Source organism: Micromonospora sp. NPDC047620 (assembly GCF_043205005.1).
Classification (GTDB): Bacteria; Actinomycetota; Actinomycetes; order Mycobacteriales; family Micromonosporaceae; genus Micromonospora.
This window is the reverse complement of sequence record NZ_JBIDDG010000028.1, coordinates 27,625-52,909: the sequence shown is the minus strand read 5'-3', so window position 1 is coordinate 52,909 and position 25,285 is coordinate 27,625. Positions and strand designations below refer to the sequence as shown.

Annotated in this window: 26 protein-coding genes and 1 pseudogene; 18 read left to right on the top strand and 9 right to left on the bottom strand. The window is 69.2% G+C overall.

Annotated features, from left to right (window positions below; genetic code table 11):
* Window positions 1-105: 105 nt before the first annotated feature.
* The 9 genes from ACGF5C_RS27250 to ACGF5C_RS27210 all read left to right on the top strand — a co-directional run bounded on the left by ACGF5C_RS27250 (window position 106) and on the right by ACGF5C_RS27210 (window position 6,397).
* On the top strand, window positions 106-1,320 hold the full coding sequence (locus ACGF5C_RS27250; RefSeq protein WP_393306101.1) for a DUF932 domain-containing protein: 1,215 nt from the start codon (window positions 106-108) through the stop codon (window positions 1,318-1,320).
* Between the two features lie 134 nt (window positions 1,321-1,454).
* On the top strand, window positions 1,455-1,958 hold the full coding sequence (locus ACGF5C_RS27245; RefSeq protein WP_393306099.1) for a hypothetical protein: 504 nt from the start codon (window positions 1,455-1,457) through the stop codon (window positions 1,956-1,958).
* 127 nt (window positions 1,959-2,085) lie between these two features.
* Window positions 2,086-2,274, top strand: coding sequence for a hypothetical protein (locus tag ACGF5C_RS27240; RefSeq protein ID WP_393306097.1), 189 nt, complete (start codon window positions 2,086-2,088; stop codon window positions 2,272-2,274).
* Between the two features lie 622 nt (window positions 2,275-2,896).
* The gene (locus ACGF5C_RS27235) at window positions 2,897-3,322 is read left to right on the top strand and encodes a hypothetical protein (RefSeq protein WP_393306095.1); all 426 of its coding nucleotides are present in this window, start codon (window positions 2,897-2,899) and stop codon (window positions 3,320-3,322) included.
* 126 nt (window positions 3,323-3,448) lie between these two features.
* Window positions 3,449-4,090, top strand: a complete 642-nt coding sequence (locus tag ACGF5C_RS27230; protein ID WP_393306093.1) for a GGDEF domain-containing protein — start codon at window positions 3,449-3,451, stop codon at window positions 4,088-4,090.
* Between the two features lie 64 nt (window positions 4,091-4,154).
* Window positions 4,155-4,604 (top strand): hypothetical protein, encoded by a 450-nt coding sequence (locus tag ACGF5C_RS27225; protein ID WP_393306091.1) that lies wholly within the window; start codon window positions 4,155-4,157, stop codon window positions 4,602-4,604.
* Between the two features lie 146 nt (window positions 4,605-4,750).
* A complete protein-coding gene (locus tag ACGF5C_RS27220) occupies window positions 4,751-5,152 on the top strand; it encodes a hypothetical protein (protein ID WP_393306089.1) in 402 nt (133 codons plus the stop codon).
* A 41-nt stretch (window positions 5,153-5,193) separates the two neighbouring features.
* Window positions 5,194-5,550, top strand: a complete 357-nt coding sequence (locus ACGF5C_RS27215) for a hypothetical protein (protein WP_393306087.1) — start codon at window positions 5,194-5,196, stop codon at window positions 5,548-5,550.
* Window positions 5,551-5,797: 247 nt separating this feature from the next.
* Window positions 5,798-6,397, top strand: a complete 600-nt coding sequence (locus ACGF5C_RS27210; RefSeq protein WP_393306085.1) for a hypothetical protein — start codon at window positions 5,798-5,800, stop codon at window positions 6,395-6,397.
* 61 nt (window positions 6,398-6,458) lie between these two features.
* Here the strand turns inward: ACGF5C_RS27210 and ACGF5C_RS27205 are convergent, their stop codons facing one another.
* Window positions 6,459-6,875 carry a hypothetical protein gene (locus ACGF5C_RS27205; RefSeq protein ID WP_393306083.1) on the bottom strand — a complete coding sequence of 139 codons (417 nt, stop codon included), beginning with the start codon at window positions 6,873-6,875 and terminating at the stop codon, window positions 6,459-6,461.
* 236 nt (window positions 6,876-7,111) lie between these two features.
* Here ACGF5C_RS27205 and mobF point away from each other — a divergent pair, with 236 nt between their 5' ends.
* Window positions 7,112-11,380 carry a MobF family relaxase gene (gene mobF / locus ACGF5C_RS27200; RefSeq protein ID WP_393306081.1) on the top strand — a complete coding sequence of 1,423 codons (4,269 nt, stop codon included), beginning with the start codon at window positions 7,112-7,114 and terminating at the stop codon, window positions 11,378-11,380.
* Window positions 11,380-12,459, top strand: a complete 1,080-nt coding sequence (locus ACGF5C_RS27195; RefSeq protein ID WP_393306079.1) for a hypothetical protein — start codon at window positions 11,380-11,382, stop codon at window positions 12,457-12,459. Before mobF ends, ACGF5C_RS27195 begins: the two co-directional genes overlap by 1 nt.
* Window positions 12,460-12,585: 126 nt before the next feature.
* On the opposite strand, the gene ACGF5C_RS27190 is transcribed toward ACGF5C_RS27195, so the two are convergent.
* Complete coding sequence (locus ACGF5C_RS27190) at window positions 12,586-13,533, bottom strand: DUF5954 family protein (protein WP_393306077.1); 948 nt, start codon at window positions 13,531-13,533, stop codon at window positions 12,586-12,588.
* Between the two features lie 289 nt (window positions 13,534-13,822).
* On the opposite strand from ACGF5C_RS27190, the gene ACGF5C_RS27185 reads away from it, so the two are divergent.
* Window positions 13,823-15,052 carry a PIN domain-containing protein gene (locus ACGF5C_RS27185; RefSeq protein WP_393306075.1) on the top strand — a complete coding sequence of 410 codons (1,230 nt, stop codon included), beginning with the start codon at window positions 13,823-13,825 and terminating at the stop codon, window positions 15,050-15,052.
* Between the two features lie 125 nt (window positions 15,053-15,177).
* Here the strand turns inward: ACGF5C_RS27185 and ACGF5C_RS27180 are convergent, their stop codons facing one another.
* Window positions 15,178-16,620, bottom strand: a complete 1,443-nt coding sequence (locus ACGF5C_RS27180; RefSeq protein WP_393306073.1) for a hypothetical protein — start codon at window positions 16,618-16,620, stop codon at window positions 15,178-15,180.
* A gap of 216 nt (window positions 16,621-16,836) precedes the next feature.
* Between ACGF5C_RS27180 and ACGF5C_RS27175 the strand changes: the two genes are divergently transcribed.
* From ACGF5C_RS27175 to ACGF5C_RS27150, 6 genes and pseudogenes are all read left to right on the top strand, one after another.
* Window positions 16,837-17,220 carry a hypothetical protein gene (locus tag ACGF5C_RS27175; protein ID WP_393306071.1) on the top strand — a complete coding sequence of 128 codons (384 nt, stop codon included), beginning with the start codon at window positions 16,837-16,839 and terminating at the stop codon, window positions 17,218-17,220.
* 43 nt (window positions 17,221-17,263) lie between these two features.
* The gene (locus tag ACGF5C_RS27170) at window positions 17,264-17,677 is read left to right on the top strand and encodes a hypothetical protein (RefSeq protein WP_393306069.1); all 414 of its coding nucleotides are present in this window, start codon (window positions 17,264-17,266) and stop codon (window positions 17,675-17,677) included.
* A gap of 114 nt (window positions 17,678-17,791) precedes the next feature.
* Complete coding sequence (locus tag ACGF5C_RS27165) at window positions 17,792-18,112, top strand: hypothetical protein (protein ID WP_393306068.1); 321 nt, start codon at window positions 17,792-17,794, stop codon at window positions 18,110-18,112.
* A gap of 57 nt (window positions 18,113-18,169) precedes the next feature.
* Window positions 18,170-18,673, top strand: coding sequence for a hypothetical protein (locus ACGF5C_RS27160; RefSeq protein WP_393306066.1), 504 nt, complete (start codon window positions 18,170-18,172; stop codon window positions 18,671-18,673).
* Window positions 18,674-18,797: 124 nt separating this feature from the next.
* Window positions 18,798-18,999, top strand: a pseudogene (locus ACGF5C_RS27155) (hypothetical protein).
* Between the two features lie 59 nt (window positions 19,000-19,058).
* Window positions 19,059-19,349, top strand: coding sequence for a hypothetical protein (locus ACGF5C_RS27150; RefSeq protein WP_393306064.1), 291 nt, complete (start codon window positions 19,059-19,061; stop codon window positions 19,347-19,349).
* Window positions 19,350-19,435: 86 nt separating this feature from the next.
* Here ACGF5C_RS27150 and ACGF5C_RS27145 read toward each other — a convergent pair whose 3' ends face one another.
* From ACGF5C_RS27145 to ACGF5C_RS27120, 6 genes are all read right to left on the bottom strand, one after another.
* Window positions 19,436-19,816: an Lsr2 family protein gene (locus tag ACGF5C_RS27145; protein ID WP_393306162.1), complete on the bottom strand. Its 381-nt coding sequence runs from the start codon at window positions 19,814-19,816 to the stop codon at window positions 19,436-19,438.
* Between the two features lie 316 nt (window positions 19,817-20,132).
* Entirely contained in the window at window positions 20,133-21,938 is a 1,806-nt protein-coding gene (locus tag ACGF5C_RS27140) for a hypothetical protein (protein ID WP_393306062.1), read from the bottom strand.
* 98 nt (window positions 21,939-22,036) lie between these two features.
* On the bottom strand, window positions 22,037-23,356 hold the full coding sequence (locus ACGF5C_RS27135) for an MFS transporter (protein ID WP_393306060.1): 1,320 nt from the start codon (window positions 23,354-23,356) through the stop codon (window positions 22,037-22,039).
* A 79-nt stretch (window positions 23,357-23,435) separates the two neighbouring features.
* Window positions 23,436-23,927, bottom strand: coding sequence for a hypothetical protein (locus ACGF5C_RS27130; protein ID WP_393306160.1), 492 nt, complete (start codon window positions 23,925-23,927; stop codon window positions 23,436-23,438).
* Window positions 23,924-24,448 (bottom strand): amino acid permease, encoded by a 525-nt coding sequence (locus ACGF5C_RS27125; protein WP_393306058.1) that lies wholly within the window; start codon window positions 24,446-24,448, stop codon window positions 23,924-23,926. The genes ACGF5C_RS27130 and ACGF5C_RS27125 overlap by 4 nt, the downstream gene beginning before the upstream one ends.
* Window positions 24,449-24,725: 277 nt before the next feature.
* Window positions 24,726-25,259 carry a MarR family winged helix-turn-helix transcriptional regulator gene (locus ACGF5C_RS27120; RefSeq protein WP_393306056.1) on the bottom strand — a complete coding sequence of 178 codons (534 nt, stop codon included), beginning with the start codon at window positions 25,257-25,259 and terminating at the stop codon, window positions 24,726-24,728.
* Window positions 25,260-25,285 lie beyond the last annotated feature (26 nt).

Genomic DNA, 25,285 nt, shown 5'->3' with positions numbered 1-25,285 from the left:
GTGGACAGCTCAACCCTTAATGCTGTAGGATTATAAATGTGAGGGAGGGGATAGCAGCCCCCAACCACACAACCAACAGCCCCACAACGAAAGGCAACGCCAGTCATGACCACCCTCGCACTGCCGGACGTCAACCAGAAGTTCGCCGACGAGCGGGCCGCGCAGATCAACCGGGCCGCCGACAAGCAGGCCGCAATTGACAGCCAGGTCGCCGCCGGAAAGCTGCGCAACCTCGGCAACGGCCGCTACCTGATCACCGACCCGGATAGCTGGGACAACGGCGAAGTCCTCACCATGAACCAGGGCGAGTTGCTGCCCGAACACGGCCTGGACGAGACCACCGGTCAGGTCGCGCTCTACACCACCACGCCCGCCTGGCACCAGCTCGGCAACGTCATCCCCGGCGGCACCACCGACATCGACCAGGTGCTCACCCTCGGCGGCATCAACTTCAACGTCAGCCGCCGCCCCGTGCTCTACCAGGCCAGCCCGACCGACCAGCTCCGGATCCTGCCGGACCAGTTCGTCAACATCCGTGAGGACACCAACGCCGGTCTCGGCGTGGTCGGAGCCCGCTACGAGGTGCTCCAGAACCGGCAGGGCTTCGAGTTCCTTCAGGACCTCGTCGACGACTACGCCGTGACGTGGGAATCCGCCGGAGCGCTGCGCGAGGGCCGCAAGGTCTTCATCTCCATGCGCCTGCCGCAGACCGTCACCATCGACGCCGGGGGCGTCAACGACGAGATCGTGCCGTTCATCGTCGCCCTCAACAGCCACGACGGGTCGAGCCTGTTCCAGGTCGTCGTCACCCCGTGGCGTCCGGTCTGCGGCAACACCGAGCGGTTCGCCGTCCGCGACGCCCTCACCCGCTGGGGCGTGCGCCACACCCGCAACGCCCGCGACCGCATCGAAGAGGCCCGCCGCACCCTGCGCCTGTCGGTCGACTACTTCGACCACTTCGCCGCCGAAGAGGAAGCCCTCGCCCGTACCGAGATCGCCATCAACGAGTTCCACGAGGTGATCGGCGACCTGTGGAAGACCCCCGACGAGGACGCCCCCGTCCGCACCCGCAACAAGCACGCGAAGCGGCTGGACCTCCTGACCGACCTCTTCGACACCAACGCCGCGCGCCTGGGCCGCACCGCCTACGCCGCCGAGCGCGCCATCACCGAGTTCGCCGACTGGAAGACCACCATCCGCCCGACCGGATCCCTGCGCGGCAACAACCTCGCCGCCCGCGCCACCGCCATGGTGGAGGGCAGCGCCGACGAGCTGAAGAGCAAGGCCCACCGCCGCCTGCTCACCCTCACCCACCGCTGACCCCACCCGGGGCGGGCACCGGCCATCCGGTGCCCGCCCCGGCCGCGCGACCGACACCGCGTCGGCGCGCATCGAGCGCGCCGACGCGGGCTGCCGCGCCGCGCCGCACGGCCGCACCACGCGCAGGAGAGACCATGCCCAAGCCCATCGGACTGCCCCACGGCGTACGCCTACCCCGCACCTTCACCGAAACCGACGCCCGCGACGTGTTCGCCGCGCTCGCCCGCGCCTACGGCTGGACCGGCTACCTGTTCGGCCGCGCCGAAGCACAAGCCCGAATCAGTCCCCTCACCCTCACCGATGCCGAATGGCGACACCTGCACACCACCGAAGAGTGGACCCAGGTCAACACCACGGCACGCCGCGCCGTCGACCACGCCGACGCCATCGGACACGCCCTACGACAGGCCGGATTCGGTTGCATCACCTGCCCCGAATTCGTCACCGGGTCGCCCGCCGCAACCTGGCGACGGTGCCCGCGCTGCCTGGCAACCACCACCCTGGCCGAGCTGCAACGCCAACCCTGCCCGGCCGCCAGCGATCCGCCCGCCGCCCACACCTGGCACGCGGGCCGGTGCAGCGCCTGCACCATGCCCGCCCCGACACTCCGCCTCACCGCCGTACCCGACGCCGCCTAACACTCTGGTGGACACCGGCTACCGCCGGTGTCCACCACCCACCCGCCGCCGCCCGGTCACCCCGCCGCGGTCCGGACACCCGGGAGACGAGATGCACAGTCAGCCCCAGCAACCAACCGCCGACGTCATGGACGACCTCACCCACGCACTACCACTCATCGGCCTGCACCTGGCCGCGCCCGCCGCCGGCACGGTCGACGGCGTGGCAACGCCAGTCGTCGCCATCACCGGACCGCACACCACAATCACCGTCGAGCGCGGCCCCAATGCCAGCCATCGAATCACCATCGACATCCACACACCACAGGCCGCCTGACCACCACACCGGCAACCCGCTGGCCACCCGGCGCCGCCGAGAATCCCCAACCCGGTTTTTGTTCCTCGGTGCGTCGTGGTGGCGACCGTTGCTCCCGCGAGCACCGGGCAGGCCGGACGCTCGCTACGCTCGCACCCATCCGGCCCGCCCTTCCAACTCCGCACACAGTCACCCTCGTGCCTCAAGGCCGGCACAGGGCCAAGAACCTCACAGGAGCGGCCTACGGCCGCGCTGCCCAACCCCTTTTCGGCCGCCGGCTGCGCCGGTGATTATCGGTCCCAAACGTCGGAAGTAAAATCCGCCGCGGGCTCAGAAAACATCATGCAAACCCCGCATGATCTTTTCCTCGAAACCCCCGCGTCGGATTTGACTGCCGCCGTCCGGTACCTGGGCGAGCAAGCTCGCCCCCGACGGCCGAAAAAGGGGTGGGGCCGTGACGTTATCACCGCGCCGAGCTGATCGCGGCCGACACGGTCCGCCGGGTGATCTTGGAAAACCACTCGTGGGGAATTGGATCCCGGGTGGACAGCTCAACCCTTAATGCTGTAGGATTATAAATGTGAGGGAGGGGATAGCAGCCCCCAACCACACAACCAACAGCCCCACAACGAAAGGCAGCACGATGGGCGAATCTCCCGCCACCTACGAACAGGCCGACCGGATCGCCGCGCTCGTCCGCGTCGTCCGCGCCCGCCACCTCGCGCACCTGCGCCTCACCACCGAGGCAATGCGAGACATCCTGACCGTGCAGGACATCCACGAGCGCAGCCGCCGCGTGGTGGTCGTGTTCCTGCACCTGACCATGAGCAAGACCCACCCCGTCACCCCCGAGTGCGCCAATCAGATCATCACCGCCGCCGCCTACGAGGCCAACGGCATCGATTGGGCCGCCACCGAGTTCACGATCCGGTGGACCGAACACGGACGGTTCTACCTCGACACCATGAGCGGCGGAGCAGGCTTCTGCATGCCCGTCAACCTCACCGCTGACCCCGTCAACATCGAGCGACACCCGAACGTCTACCTCGCCCCGGCCACCCAGAGCTGACGCCTACGCCAGGCGGCCGGGACCGCCCCCGCGCCCCGGCCGCCTCCGGCCCAGCCAGCCACACCCCACGCGCCCCGGCCGCCCACGCCGACGACGCGCCGAGGTGAACACCCCGGAGGCTCCCCCATGCTCGCGTACAGCCTTACCGCGCTCAACCTCGCCTTGACGATCACCATTACCTGGCTCGCTCATAAACAACGACTGACCATCATCAGGCTCAACACGCAATTGACGATCGCGCAGTACGACGCCGCCCACGACGACCTCACCGGCTTACTCAACCGTCGCGCCATCCTCGCGCACCTGGAAAAGCAACTCGACGCCGCGCGCCCCGTTTCCGTCGCGCTACTCGATCTTGACGACTTCAAGGGCATCAACGACACCCACGGCCACGACGCCGGAGACGCCGCACTCACCGAGGCCGCACGCCGACTCAAGGCCCTGCCTGTGACCATCGGTCGTCTCGGTGGCGACGAATTCCTCATGGTCACCACTGCCGATGAGCGAACCGGATTCGCTCACGCCGCCGCCGCGCAAGCCGCAATCGCCAACGCCCGAATCGACGCGGCCGGGCAGACCGTCCAGTTGTCCGCCACCGCTGGCGTGGCCCACGCCACCGGGGGAGTCAGCGCGCCGGAACTCCTGCGCCGCGCCGACCGCGCGATGTACGGAGCCAAGATCGCGGGCGCACCGATCCGGGCCTACCACGACCAGATCCCCGACGTGCCGGCCCACGTCCCCCAGCGCCGCCGCACCTACCGCCCGTAACTCATGCCGGGCCGGTGGCCGGGCACCAGCGCCCGCCCACCGGCCCACCACACGAGGAGCCCGCATGAACGCGCTCACCGCGCCAACGCGCATCCTGCCCGCGCTGTCCGCCCCCGACCGCCGCCGGGATGTTCGCCCCCTGCTCGACACCGCTACCCGCACCGTCGCCACCGCACTGGGCCGACTCGACCTCTGCGCCCACGTTCCCTCGTGGCCAGCAGATCCTACGGCAGCGACCTACCACCTACCCACCATCCGCGCCGCCGCCGTCCAGGTCGCGCTGCACGCCCGCGACGACCGGTGCGACCGATGCGCCGACCGCCCCCATCAGATGCGCGCCGCCGCCCGACTCGCCGAACTCTGGCTAGAGCTGCTGCGCGCGTGCATCCGCTACGCCACCCAGCCCCAACGGTTCCCGCTCCACCTCGCGCAGCGGGCCGCCGGATGCCTGGCCGATTACGTCGCGTGGGTCATCACCGGACGGCCCCACTACCTGCTAGGCCAACCCGCCTAACCCGGGCGGCCCGGCCGGGCCAGGCCGCGCACCGGCCAGGCCGCGCGCGGGACGGCGTCGACGCGCATCGAGCACGCCGCCGCCGGCTGCCGCTCCCGCCCCTCACCCACCGAGCACCGATCCGCAGCCCCACCCGGAGCGTTCTGATGAGTTGGCACATCCGCCACCCCCGCGACGTACGCCAATCTGTATGCGGCCTGCCCGCCGCCGACGTACGCCGCTGGGAGACCGAACACCCACCACGCATCGACTACACCTGCCCGGACTGCTACACCCTGCTACCCGAGGCAGCGCGACCCGACGACGCCAACCACCCGCCAGGCGACGCCACCCTCATCGACACCCTGCGCCGGATCGCCGCCGACCACCAATGCGCCAAGATCGACGGCGCGATCGTCGACACCTGGTCGGCCGCCGTCACCGTCCTCATCTGGGACCACCTCCACGACGACAAACGACAGCGGCTCCTGACCCTGCCGTCGCACGAACTGATCCTGCGATGCGTCGCGATCTACACCCGGCTCAACGCAAGGAACAGCGACCAATGAACCACAGCCGGCTACCCCAGTGGTTCCACTTCGGGCCGTGGGTGTTCGACATCGACGCCGCCCAAGCGCTGATCGCCGCGACCCCCCGCGACACCAACACCGTCGACGTCAACGCCTGGGCCACCGCCTACGGCCTCGTGCACCTCGACAACCCGAACCCCTACGCAATCAGCCTCATCGGGCCAGCCCACAACGCCCTCAACCGCGCCCACGCCATGACCACAGACCTAACGCGACCGCTGATCGTGGCTCAAATCGACATCCCCGACGCAGCACCCGCACCGCTGCTCATCGACGGAACACACCGGCTATACCGAGCCTGGCGCGAACACCTGCCACAGCTACCCGCGCACCTGCTCACCGTCGCAGAAACCCGCCAAATCAGAACCGAGCGCTAGCCCACGCGGTCGCCCGACGACCAACCCAACCCGGCGCGCGCCCGGCCGTCCACGAGGCGGCCGGGCCGCCGCACCGCTACGGCATCGGCGCGCATCGAGCGCGCCGTCACCGGCTGCTGCTCCCGCCCCTCACCCCACGTCGCACCGTCAACCGAAAGGCAGAACCTTGAGTTCCCTCAGCCGCGCCGATCGGATCACCATCGCTCACGTCTGCCAGGACTGGGCCGCCGCCTACTCCGCCCCTCCAGTGAACCTGCCGAAGACCATCACCGTTCGCTACCTCACCGACGACCACCTTGAAGCCCTCACCGCGCGCCACGGCCGAGAAACGATCTCGCGTGCCGTCGCCGCACACCTCGACGCCCACCCCGAAGACTTCACCGCGCCCCGCATCAACCACCGGGAACGCCATACCCGCCAGGCCGCCCGCAACGCCCGCGCGGACGCCCACCTCAGCGCTGCACTACATCACCACAACGCAGCCCAGCCGTACGAAACGCTCGCCCTGATCGACCGCGCGGAACTCGCGTCACCCACCTACAAGGACTTCGACCGGTTCCGCCGCGCCGTACACGGGAATCTGCCGCCCCTCACCCCAACCGACCTCACCGGCACCAACCTGCGCCACCGCGCCACGCTGCCCCTGGCCTACCCACACCCCGGACCGCCCGTGATGTACTACGGCAGCACCGCCCGACGCTGGGTCTACCCCGGCCACCGGGTCATCGAAGGCAACTGGCCCGCCGCCATCCCAGAACACTGCACCGCCACCGACGACGAACTCATGGAATGGAACATCGACGGAACGGTTCACGTCTGCACCGGCTGCGGACTCGACTGGACCTAAACGCAGCAACCCCAACGCTGGCCGGCTCGCATCACAGCCCGGACCGGCCAGCCACACCAGCTCACGACCCGACGCCCCCAGAGACACCACCAGCAGAACCCGAGCCCACATTCCCAGGCACCGGAACAGCCGTACGCCGACGACGAGGCACCACCTCACCAAGCTCAGCAATCCGCGCACGCACCGCAGCACCATCCGCGCCACGCCGACACGACCGCACGCGAGCGACATCCACCCCGGTCAAGTCCGCCGCCAGGCCGTCATCCCGCAGCACCGTCGCCAGCACCGCCACGGCCAGACCGTGCGCCGCCGCAGCCGCGCCGACCTCCTGATCCAGCCGCGCCACGGCTTCATGCCGCCGCCGCTGCGCATCCTGCACGGTGCCGGCGGCCTGCTCGACCGCCCGCACCGCCCGCCTCTCCAGTTCCTGCCGTCGCCGCAACGCCCGAGTTGCATCATTCCCCGTTTTACTCGTCATTCCTCGACAGTAACGACTGCCCAGATGCACCCACCAGACCAAACCCCACACCAATTAGCAGAACCGTTCGAACCTAGCCATGATTCCTAACCCACTCACCGCACCTGTTCAGTTTTGGCTACAGCACGGCTGGCCTGCCCAGACCTTTACCGACCCGCCTCTTGTTCAGTTACAGGGGACACACCCCCTTGCATTCTCGACTGCCGAATCCCTAATTGATCTTCTACGGTCGAGGCATGTTGACCGTCACGCGCATCTCGCCCGGCGACGGTTACCGCTACGTCATGGAGCAGGTCGCCGCCGGCCGTCATGACCTGCGCCCCCTCGGCGACACCGGCCCGACGCCCTACTACATCAACCACACCGCACGCGGTGAAAGCCCCGGCTGGTGGGCCGGCAACGGCGCCGCAGTCCTCGGCATCAGCGGCTGGGTCACCGAACAACAGATGCGCTATCTCATCGGCCAGGGACGTCACCCCACAACGGGGTTCCGGCTTGGCCAGAAATGGCGGATCTACACGCCGATGACCGACGAATACCGCGACGAAGCAGTACGACGCGCGCTGATGCACCTACCCGATGACGCCACCGTGGAACAGCGCGACAGGGTGTGGCACCGCATCATGAACGCTCCCGAAAGGCGGGCCGTCTCCGCCTACGACGTCACCGTCTCCCCCGTGAAGTCGGTGTCGCTGCTGTGGGCTTTCGGCGACGACAGGATCAAGCAGGATGTCGTGGCCGCTCACCATGCCGGGGTGCGCGCGCTGCTCGATCACCTCCAGCGGCACGGGGCCTTCACCCGCGCCGGCGCCGCCGGTGTCCGTCAGCTCGACACCGCAGGTCTGGCCGCGCTGGTCTTCGACCACCGGATGAGCCGCGAGCGCGACCCGCAGCTGCACTCGCACATCGTCGTCTCCGCGAAGGTCAAAACAGTCGACGGGAACGGTGAACCGCAGTGGCTGGCATTGGACGGGCGTGCCTTCTACCGCGCGACCGTCGGCGCCCGCGTCGCCTACGAACGCGCAGTGGAACTGGAGTTGCGGCAGCGCCGCGGCGTCACCTTCGCCGCCCGCGACGACTCCGGAATCCGGGAAATCGTCGGCTTCAGCGAGGCGTCGTTGCGCCACTACGGCAAGCGGCGCGGCGCCATCACCGAGGAGATGGACCGCCGTGTCGACCGCACCCGACCGGCCGCCCGTTCGGCAGCGGCGCAGTGGCGTCGACGCGCCCAAGACGCGACCCTGCGGACCCGCCGCCCGGCCAAAGGCGCGGAGTCCACCGACCAGGCCATGCAGCGATGGCAGGCCGAGGACCGCAAGGCCCGGCTCGACACCCCCGGTCAGGTACGCCGGATTCTCACCGGCAATGTGTACGACGACACCGCCGACACGGCGCGGCGCGTCCTGCGCCGCGCCCGCCAGCTCAACCCGGACGGCGTGGACGAGGAAGCGCTGCGCACGGCCGCCGCCCAACTGCGAATCGCAGCCCCTGAACGCGACCGGGTCATCGACGCGGCAGTACGCAGCGACGTGCACCTGGCGCTCGCCCGCGCCGTGCACACCCTCGGCCGCGAGCGGGCCGTGTTCGGCCGCGAACACCTCGAACTGGCCATCGGCCGGGTCCTCGACATCACCCCCGGTGACTCGCCGCACGCCGACTGGCGGAAGGTGCAGACCCTCGCCGGTTCGGCCATCGCGCAGAACCTGGGTGGGTTACGGGTGCTGACACCACCCGCCCTCGTGCAGTGGGGGCCGACGCTGCTGCGCAGCAGCGACCAGCACAGCGAATACACCCGCCACCGCGACCTGCAGATGACCACCCAGACCGTGCTCGCCGCCGAGAAAGAAGTCATCACCTACGCCAGCCGCCGCGGCGCCCGCCCCGCCTCCGACACGGCGATCGACGCCGCCGTCACCGCATTCCGGTTGTCGCCGGAGAAGGCCGCGGCGCTGCGTTTCCTCGTCGGCGATGACCGGCGCGTCACCGGCGTCGTCGGACCCGCCGGCACCGGCAAGACCTACCTCCAGCGCGCCGTCGTCGCCGTCGCCCGGCACACCGGCGTGCCGGTGCTCGGCCTCACCGTCGGACAGTCCGCCGCGCAGCTGCTCGCCGACGCCACCCGCCAGCCCGACGGGACGACGCTGCGCACCGAGAACATCGCCCGGTGGCTGCGATCCCACGACCGGCCGCCGCCCGGCACACGCGCCGCCGACTGGCGCTTCGCACCCGGGCAGTGGGTCATCATCGACGAGGCGTCCCAGGTCTCCAGCCACGACCTCGCCCGCCTCGTCACCCACCTCAACGCCGTCGGCGGCAAACTCATCCTCGTCGGTGACCCCGCACAGATCTCCGCCGTCGGACCCGGCGGACTGTTCCGCTACCTCGACAGCCTCGGCGCCACCACTCACCTCTCCCAGGTGCACCGCTTCACCCAACCGTGGGAAGGAACGGCGTCGCTGCGGCTGCGCACCGGCGACCTCACCGTCCTGGCCGAATACGACCGCCGCGGCCGGCTCGTCGGCGGGCACCGCACACTGCTCATCGGCCAGATGCTGGACCGGTGGGCCGCCGACATGGCCACCGGGCATCCCAGCATGATGCTCGTCGAGACCGGCGACGAAGCCGCCGACATCGCCCGCCGCGCCCGCGACATCCTCCTACGCGCCGGCCTCGTCCAAGCCGGCCCCGCCGTGCGCCTGCGCGACGGCAACCACGCCAGTGTCGGCGACACCATCGTCACCCGCCGCAACGACCGTCGCCTCGGCGCCGGCGCCGCGTTCGTCGCCAACCGCGACCAGTGGCGCGTCGACGCTGTCACCCGCAGCGGGCGACTACACATCACCAACCTGCGCACTAACGCGGGCGCCGTCCTGCCCGCTCCGTACGTCGCGCGGCACGTCCAGCTCGCCTACGCCCTCACCGTCGACTCCGTCCAAGGGCAGACCGTGCACACCGCCCGCGCGCTCGTCGACGACAGCACAACGCTGACCCGCCTGTACGTCATGCTCACCCGCGGCCACACCCTCAACGAGGCGTACGTCGTCACCGACGACCACCCCCGCGAAGGCACCCCACCACAGCCGCCCACCGCCCGCATCGCCGTCCTGGCCGACATCATGCGCCGCGCCACACCCGACCGCTCCGCCACCGAAACCGAACACCAGCTCTGGGCCGACGTCGACGCCCTGCACGCCTGGACACCCATCTACGACGACCTGTCCGCCCGCGCCCGCATCCCCGAATACCTCGCAATCGTCGCCCGCATCAGCGGACGGACCGTCGCCGACCGACTCGCGCAGGACCTCGCCTTGCCCGCGCTCATCGCCCGGCTCACCACCCTGCGAGAAGCCGGCCATGACCCCGCCGATGTCCTGCGCCGCGCGATCCGGCCCCGGGAACTCGACTCCGCCGACGACATCGCCGCGGTGCTGTCCTGGCGCATCGACCGCATCATGAACCGCGCCACCGCCGACCCCACCATCGCCACCACACCGGCGCTCGCCGCGTCCTACACCGACCGCATGCCCGCCGACCTCACCGGCGACGTCGGAGACGCCCTGCGCCAGGTCGCCGCCATCTGCGACCGCCGCGTCAGCGCTCTCGCCGACCTCGCCGCCGAGCAACAACCCACCTGGGCCCGCGCCCTGGGAGCCGTACCGCACGACGAGGCGGGCCGCGACCAGTGGCTCGCTCGCGCCGAGATCGTCGTCACCTACCGCGACCGCTACCAGCTCACCAGCGACCACCCCATCGGGCCCGAGCCCTCCACCGGTGACATCACCCGCTGGAACACCTGGCACCGCACCCGCGTCGCGCTCGGCGCCGCCACCCTCGCCGGACACCTCACCACCATCGACGACAACGAACTCGCGCAACTCGTCACCGCACAACAGGCCATCGACGCCACCGCACCGACCTACGTCGCCGACCAACTCCGCAGCGCGCACCTCGACCTCACCGACGCCGAGCACCGCCACCACGACCTCACCCTGCTCCTCGCCGCCATCAACACCGCCGGCCAACGCGCCGCCACCCACGCCCAACACCAGCAACCCCGATGGTGGCAACGCGGCCCCTCCCGCGCCCGCATGCTCACCGCCCAGCAGGAAGCACACCAGCGCGCCGTCGCCGCAGCGGGCCACCACGCCAGCCTGAGCGCGCAGCTCGCCACCCTCAGCGCCGGCATCGACCAGCACCGCGAACGCGTCACCGAACTCGAGGCCCGCCACGGCCAATGGCAGCGCTGGTACACCAACGCCCTGCCCACCCGCTACGCCGGACTCGCCGCCGCCGCCGAACAAGCACGCCGCGCCGCAGCCCGCCGCGCCGACCTGGCCAACGCCGTCGCCGCCACCACCGCGCGGGTCCGCGCCATCGACGACACCCGCCCACAACCCCACACCGCACCCGTCACCGAACACCTCACACACCACGCCGACGCCGCCCGCCGCCGCACCGACCCCACGCCCGACCACACCGACGCCGAGGGAACGGAGCTCGACTGATGCCCACCCACCCGACAGCCTTCGTCGACGAATCCTGGCTGCAACAACGCGGCAGCCCCGGCGCCTACCTCATGGCCGCCGTCATCATCGATCAAGACGACGTCGCCGCCGCCGAAGCCGCCGCTACCACCGCCGCCGGCATCCACGACGCATACCACTCCAGCGTGCTGTATCACCGGGGGCACGTCGGCACCATCGAAGCAATGCTCGACGTCGTCGCCGAACACGCCGGCTGGAGCGTCGTCTCCGCGCAGGTCCCCCTCAACGCGGGCACCCCCCGGAACCTCTCACCACCCGGCCCTCAGCACATCCGCTCCCACCTTGAAGACCAACGCGAGCACGCCCGACAGGTCAGCCTGGAACGCCTCCTGCGCTACCTCAACAGCCAGCGGGTCCGCGACGTCTACCTCGAAAGCCGCGCCAGCCCCACAGAGTGGCAGCAAGCACGCGACGCCGGTAGCCGCCTTCCCAACACCGACCGCAACGACATCCGCGCCTACCGTCGGCTACTCGACCACGGCGCCATCAGCCACCGCATGCGCCTCATCCACGTCGACGGCCGCAACGACCCGGGACTGTGGATGGCCGACGCCGTCGCCTGGTCCGCCGGCCGCGCCATCCGCACCGACGAACCGCAATGGTGGAACCGCATCGCCGACGTCGCCACCATCATCGAAGCGAACACCGGCACCGAACTGCGCCTCAACGCGAGAGGGGCCGCTCCACCAGATGGCGAACGCGACCCCCACAACCTGAGCCAAAGAGCCCAGACCATGTCCTCACCAGCAGTGTACTCCGCCAGCCCGGAACCGCACCAGGCCGGCGCGATCTTGCAAAGCCTCGTCGCACAAGCCGACCAGGCCAGAACACCAGCCCCCGATCAATTGACCCGTCAGATGCTCGGCTACGTCCAGCAAATCGCCGCACGCGTTGAACAACTCAGCGAAACCGTCCACCAAATACTTCCGCGACCCACCACAGCGCCGGAGACACCGTCCACACGACCGCCGGCACCCCACCCCCGCAGCGATCTGCGCGATGACGTCAGGCCGGCCAGTCAACCTGAAATCGGAGAATAGAAACATCGCCCGGCCTCAGCCAGATGCCGCCTCACCAATAGCCGACGTTGCGGCACTTCTCCGGCAGACCTGGACCGAGGAGCGCCGCGCCGCACGGATCGTTGTTGCCTACCGCGGCGATGGAGGCTAGCCCTCGATCGCCGGCGGCTGCTCCGGATCGGGATCCGATCGCCGTGGTCCTTCGGGGCCGCCTGCGGACATGCGGAGCAGGGTTTCGATGCGGGTGACCCGGAACTGGCGTCCGAGCACGGTGAGGTCGTCAACGGGGTTGGCGTCGAGGTCGTCGGCGGCCTGCTGGTAGAGGGCCGCCTGCTCGTCGGTGAGCCGGAGCAGGCGCGGTTCGAGGTAGCGCAGACCGAACGCGATCTCGTCGCGGGCCAGCTGCGGCGTGGCCACCGCCCGGCTGTAAGGCCGCCACGACCCGCCAACGCTCTCGGCAGCGGTGTAACGGACCGGCAGCACCACCCCGATCGGATAGGACGTGACGGCGCCGACACTGTCGGCGTAGACATCGGCGGGCACCTGCGCGCGGGGATAGTGCGCGGTCATCAGCTCCGCCCGCAACATCGCCTCACTCGCTCCGGTCGGCGCGCCCGGGTCGACGAGAATCTCCTCGTCAAGGAAGCTGTCGTGGTCGTCGGCGCCACGGGGATCCCGGTCGGTGGGCCGGGGCGGCTCAGGCCCGTCCGGACCAAATCTCGCGAACGTGTCCACTCGCACGATCCGATGCTCCCTGCCGGCCACCACCACCTCGTCGGGCTTCTCCCGGTCCAACACGTTGACCACGGCCGTCAACTCCGCGGCCAGCCCGGCGTCGTCGGCCTCATCCAGTCGCTCCCGCAGCCGATGCGCGAGGGTGTCCCGCGCCGCCTGCGGCGTGTCTGACACCACGGCGTACACCTGCCAGCACCCGGCATCGGCCTGTACCGCATGCCCGAACAACGGGGCGCCGATCCGGATCCGCGGGTAGGCGACAGACCGCCGCGCCGCGTCGTCCTCCGTGACCGCACCGACCGGGTCGTCGCGCCGATGAACCCGCAGGACTACCGGCATGGCCTTCTCCTCGTCACCCATGGAGACCATTCTGTGACGGCTACGGGCAATCGGAGGCGCTGGCGCGCCCACGCGGCGTCGCCTCCTCGTCACGCGGTGGCGGACCGACCGTTGGCGAGCGGGAAGCAGACGCTCGATATCCTCGCTGGCCGGGCGCCGACGAAAGCCTCATCCTTGCCGAAACGTGCTGGCCCGCGCGCACCGCGAGATGTGCTGGCCTCGCTGACGGCAAACCGATACTGCACCCGAGTTCTGAATCTGAGAAGGTGTGCCCGCACGAGTCGGACCGGCGTGGACGGAGCCACCACCCTTGATCATTCTGGACACCAACATCCTCTGGGGCATGAAGCCAGACAGCAGCACCGCCGACCTCCTCCGGGCGCTCAAGGCAGCCGGAGTCCGCGTCGCTGTCCCGTGGGTGGTCTTGGAGGAACTGGCCTCACACCGGGCTCTCGCGTACGCCGCGGCTCACGCTGAGGCGACTTCGAGGCTCAACGAACTGAAGGGGCATGTTCCGTGGGGAGGAGTGCCCAGCCTCGGCCAGGTCGACACGGAGCGGCACCGGATGCACTGGCGAAACATGTACCGGCAGATGGTCGAGGTCATCGAGCCGAGCGTGGAGGTACTGCGGACCGCGCTCTTCCGGGAGTCCAACGTCCTCGCGCCGTGCAAGCGGGTCGGCCAGAAGGGCGACAAGACTGGTTCCCGGGATGCTGCAATCTGGCTGACGGCCATCGAGTACGCACGTGACCACAAGGACGAAACGGTCTACTTCGTTAGCGAGAACACGAAGGACTTCGGCGACGGCACGGAGTACCTGGAGCCAATGAAGAGCGACCTCGCGAGCATAGAGGACCACTTCTATCACCTCACCGCGCTGGACGCCGTGGTCGAGCGCTTCGCGAAGCCGGCCGAGGTCGACCCAGAATTCCTCCCTGCGCTCCTGGCAGGCAAGGATTCGATCGAACTACTCACGGACGCGCTGTCCGAACATCTGCCGACGTTCGCCCACAAGAACGACTCGGGATGGATGAACGCGGGTCTTGCCCACACCCGACTCGGGGACGGCGAGAACGTGGGGGAAGTCCCCGCCGGGTTGAGGTGGGTCTTCTCGCCCTCGCTCACCTTCGATGGTGTCTCGGACGTGACGGCCCACAGTATCGGCGGACAGGACTGGTACATGGCCACGGTCCGGTTGATCGCCTCCGGCTTGATGGTGCTGCCCGGACCAAACCTCATCCCCGCGGCGAACGCTCTGGAGGCCCGCGTACTCGTGACCCAGGACGAGACTGGCGCACGCCCGTCGGTGCTGCGATGCAAGCCGCCCCGTGCACTTACGGCCGAGGAAGTCAGCCGGGTTCCGAGCACGGAGGTCAACCAACGACAGAAGTTGGCAGCGCGATTCCTATCCAACGGGCTGTCAAGGCAAGCCTCCGCCGCGACATCGGAATTTCCGCAGCCCGGCTCGCCAATCGACGTTCTCTCCACTCTGTCCATGTGGGCCATCGCTGCCTGGGCGGTTCGGGATGGGTTGAAGTAGGGCCGTCTCCTGGAATCCTTGGGCTGCGACTAGGGCCTGTGTCAAAGTCCCTGGCCAGCCTGCGGCGGGCCCAGACGACGACTGGCTGGACTCCGCCTCACTCGACCGAGGACTTGACACAGGCCCTAGTTCGGGAATCGCTGGAGCTGGAGCTTGATTCCAGTGTCCTTGACCAGCTGGAAGGGCTCGCCGGTGAAGGCCTGAACGGCGTCGAATAGCTCGCGCTCGTTCCGGCCGGTGAGCTTGTGCTCGATGATCTGGAGGAGCTGGGCCCACTGCTGCTTGCACAGCGGCCGGTGCAGCTTGGCTATGACGTCGGGATCCGTGAACGACCTGAGCGCCAGCGATGCCTGCTCAGGGGTGAACTTTTCGATCAGCCCCTGATAGATCGAGTCGGCGTTGACCGCGACACCGTTGCCATTGGTCAGGAAGACCTCGACGAGATCGAGGACGTATTTCCGGTTCAGCCTGGCTGGGATGTCGCTCCTCATGCCGACGAGCTCATGGAGACGGCGGGCAATCGGCGGCTCGTTGTAGAAGTTGTTCCAGGCGTAGTGCGCGTCGCGAAGCTCGTCGAGGGTGCTGTCGATCTCCCAGAACCGCTCCTCGGTCGGCAGGTACGCGGCTCCGTTGACGAGATCGATCAACTGCCGGGCGAGTGCCGCCTTATCCTGGTCGCCGTTGGCGCGGAACCGGCCGAGCCTCAGCCCGAAACTGTAGCGAGTCTCCTCGGAAACCCGGTTCCAGAGCTCGGGCCAGAGCCGGCGGATGTTGTCCAGGGTGTCCTGTGTAGTGGTCAGATCGGTGTATCGGCCGAAGAGGCCAGAGGCGAGCGGGTCGGCCTGGACAGGCGGGAGGTTCACGAAGAAGGTAGTGATCTCCCTGATCGTGCTGTCGTCCAGTCGCTGCTCCCGAACCTTCACCAGGAGCCGTTTCACCTGGGCGGTGATCTGGTCGTAGGGCAGCGTGATGACGTGCCTGATGCAGACGCTCAGCCAGTTGGCCAGCTGGAGGCCGTTCAGCTCGGCCTGGTTGGGATGGGCAGCGCTGGCCCAGTTCCGCATGTAGCGAATCAGTTCCAGCTCCTGGAAGCCGATTTCGCTGATCAGACCGATCTCACGGCAACCAGTGAGAAGCTTCTGGTCGTCGAGCTTGGGCAGGTCGTCCTCGGTCTTGAGCTCCTGTCGCCTGCTGTCGGACTTCTCGGCGACCTCGTAGAAGTACTGCAGGTCGAAGTTCACGACGCGCTTGCGGAGTTCCTGGACGGTTTCATCCCAGAGGTAGTTCAAGGCCGCGTCGAACAGGCCGACGGACCCGGCGATGATCATCTTGGAGATGTAGCTGGACTGGCTCAGCTTCTCGGGAGTCAGCCCCGTGAGCGCGAACGTGGTGGTCTGCATCAGCACGTGCCGCTGGCTGAGATCGACCAGGATCCCTTTGGTCGGGAGGCCGGCCGCGGCAAGGCGACCGAGGACCATGACCTCGAAGGACTCCAGTCCTTCCAGGGCAGCCTCGGGCGACACGGTCGTGACAGCGCCGGCCGGGCGGGGCTCCAGTGATCCGCTCATGACGCCGAGGGTAGTACCCTCGACCAGGCTCGGACGGAGCTGACCATCGGACGCCGTGGTGGGTCGAGTCCCGGCCCCCTGTCACCGCCGATCGGGGGGGGCCGGGGGCCGTCATCTGCGCCGGTTCAGGCTTGACACCAGCTCGCGGTTTACTCTGCGTGGATGTCGGCCGTACCCGGCCGACCAGGCCCCACAGCGCCGGTACAGGCGTCGACGGTGGCGCTGTATGTGGGGTCCGGCGTTGGCCGCCGGGCGCCCAGTGGAACAACCTCACCCATCGCGGGCGTCATCAATGGTCTCACCGAGGGCGGCGCCGAGGCGATGCAGGTGATGCGAGGTCCGCAGCAGCATTTCCGGCGTGTGGGCGGGCTGCGTAGGTGCGTGTTGTCGCGGCTGGTCGCGGTGAGCGTGCGCCCCTCGCCGCCGGCGACCTTCACGGTGACGATGTCGTCGGTGAGGGCGTCAGGGTTGCGGGTCACCTCTATCGCCCCGGCGAACGCGGCGACCGGCGCGACCGCCTTGATCTGGATGGAGAAGCCCCCGGTAATGCAGTTAACCCTCCATGGCGGGGGCCGCCCGGCAGAACGCGTGCGGACCTGATCCGCCGCCGGCGCCGGACGACGGCCCCATTACCGTCGTAGTCATGACGCGACGTCCCGACCTGGTTCTGCTTGGCGATCGGATCTGGTACATCCCGGATGGGGTGTACGACCTGCAGTGCATTGCCCGCACGCGCCGGGGACTCCGCTGCCGACGGCCTGTGGAGTCGGGCCAGATCACCGGCTGGACGGAGCTGCGCTCGACTCACGGCCTCATCACTGTCTACGACCTCGGTGGATTCGAAGCCGCGACGTTGCGGCGTTGGCGGGAGCAGCACTGCGAACTACACGACACCCCTGACGTGGTGGATTTCTCGGCGCCAGAGTGGGAGCCGTTCGACCCGGTGCGACACGCCGCCATGGTCACCACTTTGGACGAGAAGATCGCGGAGTACACCCGCCAGCTGCGCGAGGGCGCGACCGAAGAGTGGCAGCCCTGGTATCCGGCTCCGATCTAGCTACCCTCCCCGTGATCTATCACCCTCGTGGCAGCATCCGCCCCCGCTCCGTACTGGACGGGACTCCCCGGAGCCAGATGACCGTCTACCCGACGGGCCACTAGGCTACCGATCGTGGGCAGCATCGGTGTAGAGCAGGCGCGGGCGGCGGTGGAGACGGCCGAGCCGGGCACGACGTTCACCTTCGACGAGGGCGACTACGTGGTGGGTCTGCGAGTCCACCACGAATACCGGTACATGGAGCCGGGCGGCTCCCCCGTCGTCACGGTGGGCCTGTTCGTCGGTAACGATGACGACGACTCGCCCCCGGTGCAGATTCGACTGCCGCGGCTGTTGCTCGACGGGCCGACAGCACGGCAGTTCGCCGAGACGCTGCTCGCCGCGGTCGACCAGGCCGAGCGAATCGCCGACGGGTTGGAGCCCGGGCCCGCCTGAGTCCGGTAGCTGACCAGTTTTTGCGAGGTGGCCGTGGGCGTCAGCCAGGACTGGCACGTGATCGGGGTCGTCGACATTCGCGAGCCCGGCTCGTACGAAATCCTCTTCCAGAACGGCGGCGTCGGCGTCGGCATCCGCCGGGTTGGGTCTGCGGTCGGCGACCCGGAACCGATGGTCCTGGACGCCGAGGGAGTAGCGCATCCCTGCACCCCCTGCGCCTGCTGTGGCGAGTGCGGCTGTAGCCACCCCGTCGGCGGGCGGGCCATGTGCGGAGACTGCGCTCAGTACAGCCGGTGGGCTGCCGAGACACGGCCGCTACTTGAGCGGTATCTGGCAGCAGTCGGCTCCAAGGATGCCTTCGTCGAGACCAACGGCCGCACCCACGGCGTGGGCTGCCCTTCCCTGAAGAGGAACATCAACGCCGCCTCCGACGCGTTGACCGGGGGCTGCACCCATCGGCAGGAGTGGTACGTCCGCGTGCCGGACGTCCTCGGACCGGAGGCACCGCGACGCAAGCGGTGCGCCGTGTGCTGCCCCGACGTCATCGTGCCGACCAAGTAGGTTCCGAAAGCATTGGCGGATGACAGTTGTTGATCCAGTCGTCGGCAGTTGCCTCACGTCTGGCACTCTGCTCAGCGACGCTGCGGCGTCCGTTCGCCGGCTAGTGGTTGCGTACCGTCGGGGCATGGACGTGTTGCTGCGAGGCGGGCCGGGGGACGGTCAGATCGTGCCCGCAGGCGGCGAGACCATCGTGTGGAGGGCCTGCCTCTACGAACTCACCGGGCGACCGGCACTACCAACGCAACGGTCAACTCCTGCGCATCTACCGGCACCGTCCCGACTGTTGTGAACCCCGCGACCGTGGTAGCCAGGACCGATGCGAATGACCCCTCCCACCTGCCACTTCACCTCCACGGCGCCATCGAACGTGTGTACGATCTTGGGTGTGGCGGAGGAGGTTGCGCAGCGGTGGTGGAACGGTCTCTGGGGACGGCTGAGCCGGCGCGACGTGTGGCTGATCCGCCAGACGCGATGGAAGGTCGTCGCGCGCGCCGGCGACACTGAGGCGGGGAAGATGCTGCTCTGGACGTACGACTCACGCGACGAAGCCGACGCGATGGTCGACCGTCTTCTGCACGCTGACGCCGCCGGCCAGTGGCGCGAACTGCAGGGCGGCACACCTCCTCGCCAGGCCGACGGCGACAGCGACGACATGCCGCGACGGCGAGCACGCTGACTGGTCCCGCCACGGATCGAAGGCGCCGCCGCGTCATTGGCCGCGGACGCGGCGGCACCTCGGAAGTCACACAACTGGGCGCCTGATCAGCGCCCTGCCCGCTCCTGATACTCGGCCACGATATCCCGCGGAATCCGTCCCCGATCCGACAGCTCCTTGCCGACCCGCTTTGCCCAGTCCCGGATTGCCTTGTTCTGGTCCCGATTAGCGGTGACACTGGGGCGAGCACCCCGCGAGTTGCCTGCGACCACTGAACCCCGAACTGCTCGTCCCGCGACGGCGATTGCACCGCGCCCAAATTTCGTGCCATGGCTGATGTAGGGGGCAAGGAGATCCCGCATCTTCTCGGCGTTGGGAGCCGACAGGTCGATCTCATACTGAACACCGTCGAGGGCGAACTTCACCGTCTCGTCGGCGTCACCGCCATCCAAGTCATCAACCAGCTTATGAATGATTTGCCTAGCCACCGCGCCGTCCTTTCCAGTCCCAGAAGCGTGACCCGAACAATAGCCTCCTGCGCGAGGTGACGAAAGTTTGAGATTTTTCCAGGCAATGCCCACGTTCGTTCCTCTCGCCGTCACCATCTCCCCGGCGATCAGTCGCCGTACCGCCACGAACGCAAGCAGGGACGAATGCGGGCGCGAATCCACCCGGCCTCGTCCCCCGGGCGACCTAAAGGTCGGGCCGACCAGGGGCCGTCAGCGTCTCCGTGAAGTAATGCCCAACCCCGGTAGGCACCATGAGCACAGCGCACCTGCCGGGCACACCTGAACGGCTTATTCGCTAGGTGGCGAGCAGCCAACGAAGCCACTGTTGGGGGCCCGACATCGCGTCGGCCGGGATGCCGAGTGCTCCTGGATATATTCGCTCATAGGCCGCGCTGACAGCGGCGGCGGTGCGCGGGTTTCCCAGAAGCCAGGGAGCAGCAGCGCGGTACGGCTCCAGTTTGGCGTGCGGGCCGCTACCGGAGATCGTTCCCTCGAGTAGGCCACGCCCCCGCAGGGCGTGCCACATCTGGTCAGCTGGACCGTCGTAGCTGTCGCCCCAGTTGCCCTGCCCCCAGGTGCTCATGGCGTCGATGCGCAGCGGCAGCGCCTCGATCTCTACTTCGGCGGCCATGATCGGTAGCCCGAGAATACGGAGAGCGTGCGTGCGGTGGGTGCCGTTTCTGCCGATGCGGTGCAGAGGTCCTGCGGGACCGTTGTAGCGCAGCATGCAGGCGTGCCCAAGGTCGGTGAGAATTTCGGTGAAGGCGACGCCGGCGTCGTCGGCCGTCAGCAGTTTCTTGATGATCAGGCCGACTACTTGCGGGCGGTGAGACGCGAAGTCGTTCCAGGATGAGGCGTTGCCGCCGATGACCGTGTCGAGGTCGATCCAGTCGTTGAAGGCGATGCTGCCAAGGTAGATGTCGTCGTCGGAGTCGGGCATGCAGTCGATGACGTCGGGGGTCAGCGGTGCGGTGCGGTTGAGCAACTCCGCGCGGGCCGTGATCTGCTCGGCGAGGTTGAGGCCGCTCCACCGGCTCCTGATCTCGACGAGTGCTGCGGTGACCGCCGAAAGCGAGGCGGCGTTGTCGCGCACGAAGTCGGCGAGCGGCGGAGGACCGTCGTAGCCTTCGTCTGAGATTCGACGGCGTCGGGGGGTCTGAGGTGGGTTGGTCGTCCACCGCACGACGGCGTTGGCACCCGCAGGCGTTGACAGCTGCCTCAGCAGATCCTCGGCGGCAAGTCCGTTGACAACCATGCCGCTGACGTGGCGGTCGCCCTCCTGGGCTGTAAAGGATGTTGGGCCGGTGGTCACAGCCGTCCAGGACACCGTGACGTCAGCGGGCGGGGCGTGATCGGCTCTGCGGACCAGCCGCTCGTATAGAACCGCGGCCCACGCTGCGTAGTCATTCGGAACCGATTCTGGAAGCGGACCGTCGGCATCGACTCGCGTTTGTACCGGGGCGTCCGTAGGCTCCGGTAGCGGGATTGCTGCGCCGCTAGGTGGCGCCGGTAGCACCACTACCGGGGAGGACCGGCGCCTGCCGAAAGCGGGGACTGATAGCAGTACCCACCAGACACCACTGACAGCCGCCGCGATCCAGCGCCCGTCCCCAGGCGTCGTAGATGCCACCATCGCCGTCGTAGCCGCCCCGTACAGAACCCATCCGATGCGTGCGGCGACGACATGCAGCAGGCACATGGCCAGCAGCACCATGCCCGTGATGCACCACGTCCACCACAGGGTGGCCGCGGGAATCGGTAGGCCCTCAGCGTGGGTGTCCAGGTATCGGCGCACCGGCGCGAGCACGATCTGCGCGTACGCCTGCTCGTGTGCCCAGCCGCTGAGCGCCGCGATCGCGTCACCTGCGGCGAACAGCAGTCCTCGCACGACCGGCACGATCAGCATCAGGACGACGCCGACCCCGGCCCCAGCGACCGCTAGGACCAGCCACAGGGGCGGCCAGTTGCTGCCTTGCGTGTCCCGTGCCTGCTCCCACAGGTGCTTGCTGATCGTGAGCAGAACGTCCCGTGGGCCGGGCGCCGGCTCGCCGGTCGTCTCGGGTTCGCCTTCGCGGTCCTTCGCCGCGGTGCCGTGGCTCATACACACCTCACTTCATCTATCGTCACTGATCGGTTACAGGATGCTATGGAAGGACGACGCGGCGGCAGCCCGGCGGCTTCGAGGCCCGCGCAGCTCGTTCACTGAGCTTTCGGCAACGCAGCATGTGCTCCTGCTACGGCGACCGCCGGCAGCGCCGCCACGGCGGCGAGTGCGGCGGGCAGTCCCCACGGCTGCCACAGCGCCGAACATGCGGATGCGCCCACCGCGCCCCCGATGAAGTACATGAGGTTCAGCAGGCCGAGCGCGCCACCTCGTTGCCGAGGGTCGACGCGAGCGGTGATGGCGGCGGTCAGGGTTGTCTGCGCGATGGCGAAAGCGGCGAACCCGACAGTTGTCGCACCCATCAGTGCTACCGGGCGATGGTCCCACGCGGCGAGCAGCAGGCTGACGCTGAACAACGCCGTCACGCCGACCAGCACCCGCCGCCGCGCCGAGTTACCCGCTGCGCGACCGGCGAGGCGGGCCGTCACCGCCGCAACGATCGCGCTGGGCACCAGCAGCAACCCGATGCCCTCAGCGGAGTAGCCGAGGCGGGTGAGCATCTGCGGGACGGCGTACACGCAGCCGAACAGCCCGCCGTAGACGCCAGCGCCGGCCAACCCGGCGAGGACGAACCGTCGCTGGCTGATCACCGCGGGGACGAAGCCGTCGGGGTTCCGCCGGCGGTGGCGATTCACCAGGACGACGAGCGCACAGGTGCCCGCGAAAAGACCGACGACGGCCGGCGGCGGGAAATGCAGGGTGGTGGATTGGATCGTCAGGAGCAGTCCCGCTGCGGTGACAACCAGCAAGCCCGCACCGATCCAATCGACCCGTGCCGGCAATCTCTGACGGGGTTGGGCGAGCGGCCAGCACAGGGGTAGGGCGGTCAGCGACAGTGCGGGCAGGACGAGCGCAGTTTTCCAGGACGTGGTAACGGCCAGTGCCCCGGCCAACGGTGCAGTGGCCGAGAACAACGCCATCGCGGCGCCGAGGCGAGCCAGCACCGCCGGCCGTTGCGTTGGCGGCCGGCCGGCGGCAAGGGTGAGGGCGGTCGCGGTCATCGCTCCCGATCCCATGGCGAGCAGTCCGCGGCTCGCGACAGCTACGGCGATGAGGGTCGCGAACGCGCAGAGGATCGTCCCTGCCGCAAGGAGCACCGCCCCGAGGCTGAGTGTGCGCCGTGGTCCCCAGATGTCGATGGCACGTCCGGCGACGGCGGCGCCGACGCCGAGGCCCAGGGCGTGGATGGTCAGGATCCACACGGCCGTTGCCGGCGCGGTGTGCAGCTCGTCGGCGGCGACGGGCAGAGCGACGGCAGCGGCGCTGACGCCGTAGATCGCTGGCCCATAAAGGGCGCCGAGGCGCCATCCCACGCTTGCCGCCGAGGCTGCAGTGGGTACGGCTGTTGTTGTCACCGGACAGCTCCCTTGCCAGATCGGACACGAGGTGACGGCGGTCGCCGGCCAGGGAGGTACCGGCGACCGCCGCCGAGCATCACCGCTCGCTGGCGGGACGGCTTCGGGTGGACGCAGAAATCCCCGCACCCGGATTCACGAGGTCGTACGACCGGCGGGGTTGGACATCTACCACCGCGATTCGCCGTGACGTCGTACCCACGGCGGGCCTCGTCACCGGCGTACCGGCCGGCAGTTCGCGCGGCGCCGGGTGGTAGCGCCGCCACGCCAGGGCCGCGACGGCGACCGCCACCGCGAGTAGCACCAGAGGGCCTCCGCACACGGCGAGCCCCAGCAGGGTGACTGATGCCACGAGGACCGAGAACGCGCGCATCAGCAGGTCCACGTCGACCACCGTCGGTGCTGCCAGCGCCGCGACCGCGACCGGTGCCGCGCCGCTTGCTTGGACGACGAGGCTGCGCCCGTCGGCGCCGGTGACGCCGAACCAGGTCGGGAAGGCGCCGTCGCGGCCCAAGGCCGCGCCGGCGCGTGCCGCAGCGGCGATGAAGGTGAAGCAGGCGCCGAAGGTCAGCAGCAGCGCGCACAGCGCAGCCGCCGCCGAGGCCCGACGCCGGCCTGCGGGCCGAGTAGGCGCAGCAGCGGCACTTCACTCTGCCCGCCGGCCACGCCGAGCACGCCGACGGTGCAGATCGCCAGCCCGGCGTAGAGCACCGCGATGATGCTCAGACTTGCGGCTGCCACGATCGGCAGTTGGCGGCGGGGGTTCGCGAATTCGCCCGCCAGGTGAGCGGCGGCTTCCCATCCGCAGATCGCGACGAAGAGCACCGCGGCGGCGCTTGCGATACCCGTGAGGCCCTGCGGGGCGAACGGTGTGAACCGGCTGGCCGCGATGTGCGGCACCGCCACGACGATCACGGTGACCAGGAGCGCGCAGAGGCCACCGGTGAGCATCAGGTGCAGGCGGCCGGACAGATGCAGCCCGATGAGGTTCATCGCGTAGGCCGCCGCGAGCATGCCGGCGGTGATCCCCGCTGCCGTGCCCGGTCCGGCGCCCAGCGCGGTGGCGGCCGTCGCGCCGGCGACCATGCCCATCGGCACCGCCGTGTAGAACCACCAGCGACCACGGTTCCGGCCGTGGGTCCGAACGCCCGTCGGGTGAAGGTGGCCACCCCGCCGGAGTCGGGGTATCGGATGCCGAGGGCGGCGAACGCCGCCGCGATCGGCACCGACACGGCCAGCATGGCGGCCCAAGCCAGCAGCGACGCGGGCCCGGCGGCATGCACGGCGAGCGCGGGCAGCACCAGCACGCTGGGCCCGAGCACCGCCCCGACGTACAGGGCGGAGCCGCGAGCCACACCGATCCGCCCGGTCACCGGGCCGCGCCCGGCCCGCCGGTGGTGCCGTCCTGCTGCGAGCGGGTGGCGAGGGCCCGCAGGACCCGGGCCAGGCTGTCTCCCGACGGCATGCCCGGCTCGCCGAACAGCCGCGCCTGTTCGGCCTCGACGAGGCCTTGGACACGGCGGGCCAGGTCGATGCCGGCCTGGGTCGGGCGCAGGACTACCCGCCGTCGGTCGCCCTCCTGCAGTTCCCGGCGTACCAGCCCTCGGTCGACGAGCGACACGAGGGCGTTGGTCAGGGTGGCCTTGGCGATGCCCACCTCGGCGGCGGCCAGGCGGGTTTCGACCGCCCGCCGGGCGCACACCAACACGAGCACGTCGTAGGTGGTCCAGGTCAACCCTTCGTCGCGCAGCACGTCGCGTTCCACCTGGGCGCGCAGGGTGTTGGCGGTGCGGACCAGCTGCGCCAGCGGCCCGGGCCGCGGCGTCGGCATCCGGGCGGCGTTTACCGGTGGTCGGTAGATGCCCGCGACTCGTCGTGGCCGGCGGTCCGTGGCGGCGCTCATGGCATCCACCTGCGCCGTGCCGGGCG

Bases quoted from the DNA above. Each gene is read 5' to 3' on its own strand.
- ACGF5C_RS27250 (WP_393306101.1), top strand. From the start codon at position 106: ATGACCACCCTCGCACTGCCGGACGTCAACCAGAAGTTCGCCGACGAG.
- ACGF5C_RS27245 (WP_393306099.1), top strand. From the start codon at position 1,455: ATGCCCAAGCCCATCGGACTGCCCCACGGCGTACGCCTACCCCGCACC.
- ACGF5C_RS27240 (WP_393306097.1), top strand. From the start codon at position 2,086: ATGGACGACCTCACCCACGCACTACCACTCATCGGCCTGCACCTGGCC.
- ACGF5C_RS27235 (WP_393306095.1), top strand. From the start codon at position 2,897: ATGGGCGAATCTCCCGCCACCTACGAACAGGCCGACCGGATCGCCGCG.
- ACGF5C_RS27230 (WP_393306093.1), top strand. From the start codon at position 3,449: ATGCTCGCGTACAGCCTTACCGCGCTCAACCTCGCCTTGACGATCACC.
- ACGF5C_RS27225 (WP_393306091.1), top strand. From the start codon at position 4,155: ATGAACGCGCTCACCGCGCCAACGCGCATCCTGCCCGCGCTGTCCGCC.
- ACGF5C_RS27220 (WP_393306089.1), top strand. From the start codon at position 4,751: ATGAGTTGGCACATCCGCCACCCCCGCGACGTACGCCAATCTGTATGC.
- ACGF5C_RS27205 (WP_393306083.1), bottom strand. From the start codon at position 6,875: ATGACGAGTAAAACGGGGAATGATGCAACTCGGGCGTTGCGGCGACGG.
- mobF (WP_393306081.1), top strand. From the start codon at position 7,112: ATGTTGACCGTCACGCGCATCTCGCCCGGCGACGGTTACCGCTACGTC.
- ACGF5C_RS27195 (WP_393306079.1), top strand. From the start codon at position 11,380: ATGCCCACCCACCCGACAGCCTTCGTCGACGAATCCTGGCTGCAACAA.
- ACGF5C_RS27190 (WP_393306077.1), bottom strand. From the start codon at position 13,533: ATGGGTGACGAGGAGAAGGCCATGCCGGTAGTCCTGCGGGTTCATCGG.
- ACGF5C_RS27180 (WP_393306073.1), bottom strand. From the start codon at position 16,620: ATGAGCGGATCACTGGAGCCCCGCCCGGCCGGCGCTGTCACGACCGTG.
- ACGF5C_RS27170 (WP_393306069.1), top strand. From the start codon at position 17,264: ATGACGCGACGTCCCGACCTGGTTCTGCTTGGCGATCGGATCTGGTAC.
- ACGF5C_RS27140 (WP_393306062.1), bottom strand. From the start codon at position 21,938: ATGAGCCACGGCACCGCGGCGAAGGACCGCGAAGGCGAACCCGAGACG.
- ACGF5C_RS27125 (WP_393306058.1), bottom strand. From the start codon at position 24,448: ATGGGCATGGTCGCCGGCGCGACGGCCGCCACCGCGCTGGGCGCCGGA.
- ACGF5C_RS27120 (WP_393306056.1), bottom strand. From the start codon at position 25,259: ATGAGCGCCGCCACGGACCGCCGGCCACGACGAGTCGCGGGCATCTAC.